The sequence below is a fragment of the Pseudomonas sp. AU12215 genome (genome assembly GCF_001675465.2).
Lineage (GTDB): Bacteria > Pseudomonadota > Gammaproteobacteria > Pseudomonadales > Pseudomonadaceae > Pseudomonas > Pseudomonas nitroreducens.
Genome location: NZ_MACM02000061.1, coordinates 1 through 8020, shown reverse-complemented (window position 1 = coordinate 8020; position 8020 = coordinate 1). Strand labels below are relative to the sequence as shown.

The 8020-nt window shown below is 63.5% G+C and carries 5 protein-coding genes and 2 pseudogenes; 1 reads left to right on the top strand and 6 read right to left on the bottom strand.

Translation table 11 applies throughout. The features are described 5' to 3' along the window. Positions 1–182: pseudogene (locus A9513_RS13525) on the top strand (IS30 family transposase); the annotation flags it as partial. On the opposite strand, the gene A9513_RS36755 reads toward A9513_RS13525, so the two are convergent. The 6 genes and pseudogenes from A9513_RS36755 to A9513_RS13500 all read right to left on the bottom strand — a co-directional run. Beyond that, a complete protein-coding gene (locus tag A9513_RS36755) occupies positions 130–396 on the bottom strand; it encodes an acyltransferase family protein (protein ID WP_369690182.1) in 267 nt (88 codons plus the stop codon). The pseudogene A9513_RS13525 and the gene A9513_RS36755 sit on opposite strands and share 53 nt — an antisense overlap. Before the next feature lie 11 nt (positions 397–407). Then, a complete protein-coding gene (locus A9513_RS13520) occupies positions 408–1511 on the bottom strand; it encodes an acyltransferase (protein ID WP_065085002.1) in 1104 nt (367 codons plus the stop codon). A 153-nt stretch (positions 1512–1664) separates the two neighbouring features. Then, complete coding sequence (locus A9513_RS13515; RefSeq protein ID WP_065085001.1) at positions 1665–2732, bottom strand: diguanylate cyclase; 1068 nt, start codon at positions 2730–2732, stop codon at positions 1665–1667. 96 nt (positions 2733–2828) lie between these two features. After that, a complete protein-coding gene (locus tag A9513_RS13510) occupies positions 2829–3704 on the bottom strand; it encodes a DUF4434 family protein (RefSeq protein ID WP_065085000.1) in 876 nt (291 codons plus the stop codon). Next, on the bottom strand, positions 3704–6889 hold the full coding sequence (locus tag A9513_RS13505; RefSeq protein WP_065084999.1) for a phage receptor: 3186 nt from the start codon (positions 6887–6889) through the stop codon (positions 3704–3706). Before A9513_RS13505 ends, A9513_RS13510 begins: the two co-directional genes overlap by 1 nt. After that, positions 6886–8020 (bottom strand): annotated as a pseudogene (locus A9513_RS13500) (phage adsorption protein NrfB); the annotation flags it as partial. The gene A9513_RS13505 and the pseudogene A9513_RS13500, both read right to left, overlap by 4 nt.

Here is an 8020-nt window from a genome sequence, read left to right as displayed (position 1 = left end):
GCCTGATCCGCCAGTACCTGCCCAAGGGCACGGACTTGTCGGTGTACAGCCAGGAGCAGTTGGATGCCATTGCCTACGAACTGAACATCCGACCGCGCAAGCGCTTCAATTGGAAATGCCCGATTGAGGTCATGACAGAGGTAGTGGCGTTGCAGCATGATGCACCTGCTTCAATCCAGTAACCGTGTTGCACTCAGCTTCTGCAACCGCCCCGCCTATCAGGAATCCAGATAGCACGAAGAATAGTTCAACACCGAGAAAGCCCCCGAACTTGAAGTTCTGAGCGGCAGGAAACGCAGGCGTGAGAAAATGCCGGCCATGCGACAATAGCACCAGGGAAATTGCCAGGCTGCGGCAGATATCCAGCCATTGGTTTCTTGTCGAAGCTGCTGCCATCTTTTTTCCAGTTAACGGTCCGGGGACTGTGCGGATGTCGATGCAGTCGACAACGCGTGCTTTTCTATCTTCGCTACTTTGACGAGCCAGGATTTTTTCAAGTCGAGGAATGGCTTTTCTACGAAATGCCAGGAAGCGGCGGCGGCGAGCATTGAGAGTGGAATAGCGATGATTGCTAGTTCAATAGCAGAGATTTCCGGTCGTGAATGGATGATGCATTGTTGGATGGGGAAGGAGTACAGGTAGATTCCGTATGAGTAGTCAGCAGTTCCGAAAGGGCTCGGGATCTTCTTCGAGTAGGCGAGAAGTATGGCCAAATATCCCACGGCGAAGTAGATAAGGACGCTGTTCTGCAGAGAGAAGTAGATCAGCAGGGCTAGTGTGGTTATCACGAGAGCTAGCCGCTTGCTGGCTGGGATTCGATGGCGAAGCAGAAAGAGCGCGCATCCACTGAAGAAGCAGATTGTCAGCTTTAGTGTTTCGGTGTTTTTTTCCAGTAGCGGAAGATGATCGAAGGCGAGGAGTCCCCAGAAAATGGTGAGTACGACGGTGAATAATTTCAGATTACGAAGCGCACCGACTAGATAGAAGACGGCTATGTAGAGATAGAGTCTGGCCTCGATAGGGATGGTCCATAGGCTTCCATTTATCCCGTATTTTCCGAGGTCAACATAGGGGAGTGAGAACTGCGCTGAAATCAGGAAGGAATTCTTCCACACGTAGTTCAAGAGTTCCGGGTGTTGGAGATACTCCAGAAGAGGGTGGCTGGAGAGAAAGATGCCTGCGAAAAGTGTGGTGCTGGCAATGCACGCCCATAGTGCCGGGAGTATCCTGCACAGCCTCGAAATGGAGTATTCCTTCAGACTATTGCGCTTGCAGATGCTACCGGTAACCAGGAATCCACTGATGCAGAAAAAAATAAGCACGCCAAGGCCGTGTGGCCGAATGCCGGCGTAGGTGATTTTTTCCAGGTTTTCCGGGGTCCCTTCGATTGACAGTCCCAGTGAATGACCAGCAACCACCATGAGGGCAGCGACAACCCTGATGAGCAGGAAGTTGTTGCTGTCCTCACGTGAGCGCGTGCTTTCGAGATTGCCTAGGGAGTTCCAGTACATAGTTCACTCAGTGCCCGATAGGCCGGCACGCAGATGCCGAACCAAAGGCGTGGATCGTACCAAATACCCGATTGAAACATCTCGACAGCTGGTCATTTGCCCTCAAACATCCGCTGTTCAGGGTGGCGGGGTAGTAAGGATGGCCACTGAGCTTCAGGGCGAATAGGTCGTTCGGTTGCGGCCATTGTGCTTGGAGCTGTAGAGCGCCTTGTCCGCCTTGATCAGTGCTTCGCTGAGGTTGCCCTCCAGGCTCAGGTGCGCGAGGCCAAGGCTGATGGTGACGCTGGGGTGGCCGGGAAGGTCGGCGGTGGCCTGGCGCAGTTGCTCGAGCCGTGCCTGCGCCTGGTCGGCGTCGAGGCCCCAGAGGTAGAGGCCGAACTCCTCGCCGCCCAGCCGGGCGAACTCGAAGTCGCCCATCTGTTGCTTGATCGCCAGTGCGACGCGGGTCAGCACTTCGTCGCCGATGTCGTGCCCGTAGGTGTCGTTGACTCGTTTGAAATGGTCGATGTCGATCATCGCCAGGTAGCGTTTCTCGCCGTCTTCCACCAGGCGCTTGCCTACCCGCGCCATGAAGGAACGACGATTGGGGATCCCGGTCAGGGTGTCGATGTAGGCCTGATCCAGCAGCAGGCGGGCCATGGCGTAGTTGTGCAGCTTGGCCTGGCTGAGGTGGTGGAAAATGTACACCGTGAGGGCGCTGATGAAGACCGGATAGCAGATCAGCATGCTGTGTCGCACGTTGAACTCCGGCACGTTGCCCAGGAACGGGTTGAGCAGCAACCAGCTGATGGCCAGCACCGCGAAGAAGGCCGGGCGGTTCAGTGGTAGCACCGTCGCGCTGTAGAGCACGGTGGAGGCGCAGATCACCAGCCAGGCCTGGCGGACGTCACTGGGAATACCTTCGATCAGCAGGCGCGCGCCCCAGGCGAAGGTCACGACGAAGGCGAAGTTGATCAGGTAGAAATGCACTGCGCGGCGGGCGACTGCGGTCAGGGCAAAAAGGATGACGAAGGCTGCGAGGAACAGCAGCGAGATGTAGCTGAAGCCCTGGCCGGTCTGGAAGCTGACGATCAGGTCGAAGAGAAGCCAGATGCCGATGCTGACGCCGAATACCAGCAGGCTGAAGCCTTTGAGCCGCTCGAAGTCATGCTGGAGAAACTCGGCGCGCAGTTCAGGTGAAACGTGTTGCTTCACGACTTCCGATTCGATGGTCTTGAACATGAACGGTCCTGTACGGGTGCGGGATCGCTCGCGCGAGAATAGACGAACTCGGTGGCCCCCGCGCGGTGTCCGGCAGGTCGCGCGCGGGGGTTGGTCTCAAGGGTGCAGGGCGGTGCCGGCTTGCGCCCGCTGGTTGTCCAGCAGGAGTTTGCCCCAGGGCCGATATCGCACTTCGAAGACGGCGCTGGCGTGACAGCCCGTGGAGACGCTGGACGGTGCGGCAGGCTCGGCGCGGAAGGTCTGGCCGGTGGGACTGGTCTGGCGGAAGGTTTCGCGGACGATGCCAACCGAGCAGGGTAGAGCGGCAGCGTAAGCCTGGCGTACTCGCTCGGGCAGCGCGCCGGTGCCGGCGCCGTCCTGCCACCAGACCTGTACGCCGAGGCCGGCGATCTCGCCCAGCCAGTTGCCGTATACCTGTGGCGCGAGCTTGCCGCCGGAGAATGCGCTCAGTTGCAGCGGGGCCTTCATCTGGCCGGCGAAGTCCTTTAGCTGGCGTTGCAGGGCTTGTCTGCGTTCGGCGGCCTGGAAGTGCCAGTCATCCAGCTCCATCGGCAGATACCAGCCGGCGACAGGGAGTTTCCATTGCTCGCTCACTTGCCGTTGCCGCGCCAGGGAACGGCCGAGCTGGTGTTGCCAGTAGGCCTCCAGACCGGGTGTGTCCAGTTCGCTCTGGCGCTGGTAGTAGGCCGGGTCCATGTACAGGCCGAGGACCAGTTGCAGGCCGTTGTCGTGGGCGCTTTGCAGGGCATGTGCGAGCCAGCCGGTGGCGCCGCCGAAGTCGGAGTCGCCATAGGCGGTCCATTGCACGATCAGCGTCTTCGCACCCTGGGCTGCACTGGCGCGCCAGATCTGTTGCCACTGCGCGTCGCTGAGTGCGGCATCGACATTCAGCGGTTGATAGAACAGTTGGTCGTCGGCGTGCGCAGCGACGGTGGAGAAGAGCAGGGCGAGGGCGTAAATCAGGCGGCGCATCAGAAGTTCACCTCGAGTCCCACCAGCCAGCCGTTGGCCTTTTCATAGAGATTGCCGGCCATGCCCAACTGGTATTCGGTGCGCACGGTGACGTGGGCGCGGTAGGCGTTGTAGCGATCCTCGCCGTACCAGTATTGCCAGCGCAGGCCGACGCCGCTGCGCAGGTCCTGGCGCCAGTCGTTGCTCGGGTCCTGCGTGGAGAACTCGGCAAAGCCGTAGGGCATGATCGTCTGCGGCGAATCCACCGGCAGTTTCCAGGTGTGGCCCTGCTGGTAGCGCGAGACCCACTGGTGGTCGCCGGCGTGGGTCCACCAGGCGAAGTCGGTGTAGAGGAAGCGTTCGTCCCAGTCGCTCTCGTCCACGCGCCAGTCGTTGCGGTACTCGCCCTGGTCGAGGAACGAAGCGGTGGCGCGCAGCAGGAAGTCGGTGCTGGTCTGACCGTACTTGTCGCGCTTGCGGATGTAGCGCTCGAACTTCTCCGGCGTGCCGATCTCGTGCCAGCGCAGACCGTCGAAGGCGTCCTCAGGATCGACGTCGTCGTTCACGGTGTTCTGCTTGTACAGCTCGCCGTAGAGGTTGAGGTTGTAGTCGCCGAAAGGCTTGTAGCGCAGGCCGAAGCCGGCCGCGAGGGTCTGGGTGTAGTTCTTGCGCCCTTCGTTGCCGGCGATCGCCCGGCCATATACCGAGAGGGTACTGCCGTTGCGTGTCGGTTCCTCGCCCAGTGCGTGGTCCCAGATGAAGGTCTGCAGGTTCTGCGATTGGGCGCGCCGGCGGTCACCGGTCTGGGTGTCGCCGTTGAGGATCGGCACTGTGGTGACGCCCGCCGGCGACCAGGTACTGGCGATGGTCAGGTTGTCACGCTGGGACAACGTCTGATGCGCGCGGCGCTGACGGAAGCGACGAGCTTCGAGGCTGCCGTATTCGTCGTCGGCGGCCACCGGGTCCTGCTCCAGGTCGATGACCCGGCGCAGCTCGCGGCGGGCGGCGAAACTGTCTTCGGCCTCGTCGTAGCGCCAGGCGAGGGTTTCGCCCAGGCGGAAGTCCTCGGGGTAGTCGCGGGTGGCGCGCTCCAGGTAGGGGATCGCGGTACGGCGTTCTTCCGGCGTCTCGGTGCCGGCCAGGCGCATGCCGTAGTCGGCGCGGAAGCGCGGGTTGTCCGGTGCGCGGCGTACCGCCTCGGCCAGCCAGAGTTTGCTCTGCTGCTTGTCGCCGGCCTTCTGGGCGCTGCCGGCGGCATTGTAGTAGTGCTGGCCGTTGGGCTCGTGTTGCAGGGCTTCGCGGTGCCGGGTAAGGGCCAGGGGATAGTCGCCACGGGCATCGGCGATGCTGGCGCCCAGTGCCCAATCGTCCGCGCTGCCTTTCTTCGCCTGCTGCCAGTAGCGCTCGGCGCCGGCATTGTCGTTGGTGAGCAGGGCGGCGCGGCTGGCGGTGAGGCGGGCGTTGTCGTTGAGTTCGCTGGCGGGCAGGGCATTGAAGATGCGCAGGGCGCCGGCAGGGTCGCCGGCGGCTTCCAGTGCATAGGCCAGCGGCAGCTGGCTGTCCTTGTCGCCGTGGGCGATGGCGGCCTGGTAGTAGACCACCGCTTCGCCGGGGCGCGCGGGCATGGCGCAGCGGCCCAGGGCGCGCAGTTCGCCGGGGGTGTTGGAATCCGGGCTCAGGTAGCGTTGCAGGGCATCGCAGCGCCCGGCTTCGGCCAGGCGACCGAGCAGGTAGCCTCGCGAGACCGGGTCTGCCTTGGGCAGCAGGGCTTCGATGCGGGCGACGTCCAGCGGTGTATCACTGCGCGCATGGATGCCGGCCAGGCGCTGCAGCAGCGTGGGCGGCAGGTTGCCGCCGCGTCGGTCGTAGGCGCTTTCCAGCAGCTGCTTGGCGCGCTCGGTGCGCCCGGCGTTGAGCGCAAGGTAGCTGGCCTGGTCCAGTGCCTTGAGATCGCCGGTCTGGCGGTAGCGCTGTTCCCACAGCGCCGCTGCCTCGCCGGTGCGTCCGCGGGCTTGCAGCAGCTCGGCGCGCTGGCGAACGGTGTCGGGTGTCTGTGGCTGGCGTGACAGCCAGGCCAGCGCCAGGTCGGTGCGGCCCTGGCGTCGCCAGGAGTCCACCAGTTGGTCGCGGCGGGCGGTGTCCCAGGGTTCGGGCAGCCGGGTGTTTTCCAGCAGGTCGGTGGCCTCCAGGCGTTGGGCCAGGACCAGCCAGGTCTTTGGATCGTCAGTGGGCTTGCACTGCTGCAGCTTCGTCAGTGCCGCTGCCTGGTCGTGACGCGACAACCATTCGGTGGTTTCCAGGCAGGGGCGGTTCTGCGCGTCGCTGAGTTGTGTAACCAGCGCTGCGTCGCTGCTGTCGCGTGCGACTTCCAGCAGCTGTGCCTGGCGCGTCGGGTCGCGGCGGTCCTGCTCGGGCAAGGTGAGCAGCCAGCGCTTGGCCACTTCGGTCTGCTCAACGGCGATGGCGCGGTCGATGATCGCCAGCCGTGCCCTGCGCGCCGAGTCGGCGTCAGGTGCCTGCTGGATCAGTTGCTCCAGCGGCTTTTCTTCCAGGCGCTGGGCGTAGGCGTTGGCCAGGCGTCGCCAGTCGTCGGCCGAAAGCTGGTGCGCGGCAGCCAGCGGTGTCAGTTGGGCGATGGTGGTGTCCCAGTCGCGCAGCTGTTCGGCCCAGTTGGCACGGGCCTCGCGCAGCACGCGGCCGTCGTTGCCGGGCGGCAGCGTGCSGAGCCAGTCCAGTGCCTTGGCCGCTCCCTGAGTCTGGCCGAGCTTGAGGCTGTAGGCTTGCCACAGGCGCACGCGCTCGTTGGCGTTACTGGTGTGAGCCAGCCACTGGTTGACCTGGGCTTCGGGCGGTGGGCCGTTTTCGATCAGGTCCAGGCGCAGCTCGGTGAGCGCCTGCGCACCGGCGTCGGTCCCGGCCAGGGCCTGGGCCTCCCTCTCGGCGTCGGCGTAGCGCTGTTGCTTGGCCAGGGACTGGATCAGCAGGGCACGCGCCTCGGTGTTGCTCGGCACGCGGTCGAGCAGGTGGCGCATAAGGCGTTCGACTTCCGCCCAGTTGTTCTTCTTCGCTTCCTTGTAGCCCTTGTCGAGAAAGGGATAGCTGCGGAAGCGCTGGAATTCGCTGAGCTGGTCGTCGGCGGCCTGCGCCAGCGGCGCGGCGATGCTCGCCAGGATGAGCCCGTAAAGCAGGGTTTGTTGCGGTTTCACACGGCCTCCCGGGCAATGCGATAGGCCTCGTGCTGTTCGCTGGCCTGTTCCTTGAGCGCTTCCTCGAGCACCTGCTGGGTGATCATGCCGCGCTTGATCAGGTGTTCGCCGAGCGAGTCCTGTTCCGGGTCGAAGTCGATGAGGGCCTGGTTGAACAGGCTGGGCGGGACCATGCCGCGTACCTGCAGCAAGGCACCGAACATCACCACGTGACCACAGAGACGTTCCATGAGGGATTCGTCGCCCTGGCGTCGCCGGAGCACCTCGACGATGGCCCGGGTTTCATCGGTCTGGTGGCGCCCGCCGTACCAGTGGCGCAGGCCGAGGGTGACACGGCCTTGTGGGGCCAGTCGGCCGCGTACCGGGCGCTTGAGCTGCCGGCTGATGGCACCGAGGGAGACCTGGCTGATCTGCTGTTCGCTGGCCAGGACCAGGGTTTCGCCCTCGACGGCCACCGGCAACACGGCGTAGCGCAGGGCCAGCTTGCGCGGCAGGGTTTCGATCAGTTTTTCATCGAGGGTGAAGGGGTTGAGCGGCGCCCATTCCTCGCCCAGTTCCTCCGCCAGGGTTTCCACCAATTGCGTGCTGGTGATCAGTTTGCGCAGCAGTAGCTCGCGGCCCAGCCGTCGGCGCACCGGGCTGGTCAGTGCCGATTGCAGCTGTTCTTCGCTGATCAGGCCTTTTTCCTTGAGGCGCTGGCCCAGCGGCGTGCGCTGCGGGCCGGCGAGGGCGGGAAATTCGTGGGTGGTCTTGTCCCAGGCAACGCGGCGCGAATCGCCCATCTCCATTACCTGCTTGAGCGCGCGCAGGTTGGCGAAGAAGTTGACGAAGTTGCTCCACATCATCCGCGGCGCCGACAGCAGTCCCTCGAAGATGCCGTAGAAGCGGGTGACGAACCAGAAGCGCTGGAACAGCCGGTTGAGGAGCATCAGGCCGTTGAGGAACAGCAGCACCACCAGCAATTGGCTACCTTCGAGGATCGACGGGAAGCGCCAGGCGTTGGGCGACAGGGTGGTGATCAGCCACATGGTGATCAGCACCAGGAACAGCAGGTTGACCAGGAAACTCAGCAGGTAGGCGATCAGCCCGCGGCGATCACGCCAGAGGAAGTAGTTGAGCATGCCCTTGCTG

What these genes read in the sequence shown, in the direction of transcription:
- A9513_RS36755 (WP_369690182.1), bottom strand. Translation starts at nt 396, where the DNA reads ATGGCAGCAGCTTCGACAAGAAACCAATGGCTGGATATCTGCCGCAGC.
- A9513_RS13520 (WP_065085002.1), bottom strand. Translation starts at nt 1,511, where the DNA reads ATGTACTGGAACTCCCTAGGCAATCTCGAAAGCACGCGCTCACGTGAG.
- A9513_RS13515 (WP_065085001.1), bottom strand. Translation starts at nt 2,732, where the DNA reads ATGTTCAAGACCATCGAATCGGAAGTCGTGAAGCAACACGTTTCACCT.
- A9513_RS13510 (WP_065085000.1), bottom strand. Translation starts at nt 3,704, where the DNA reads ATGCGCCGCCTGATTTACGCCCTCGCCCTGCTCTTCTCCACCGTCGCT.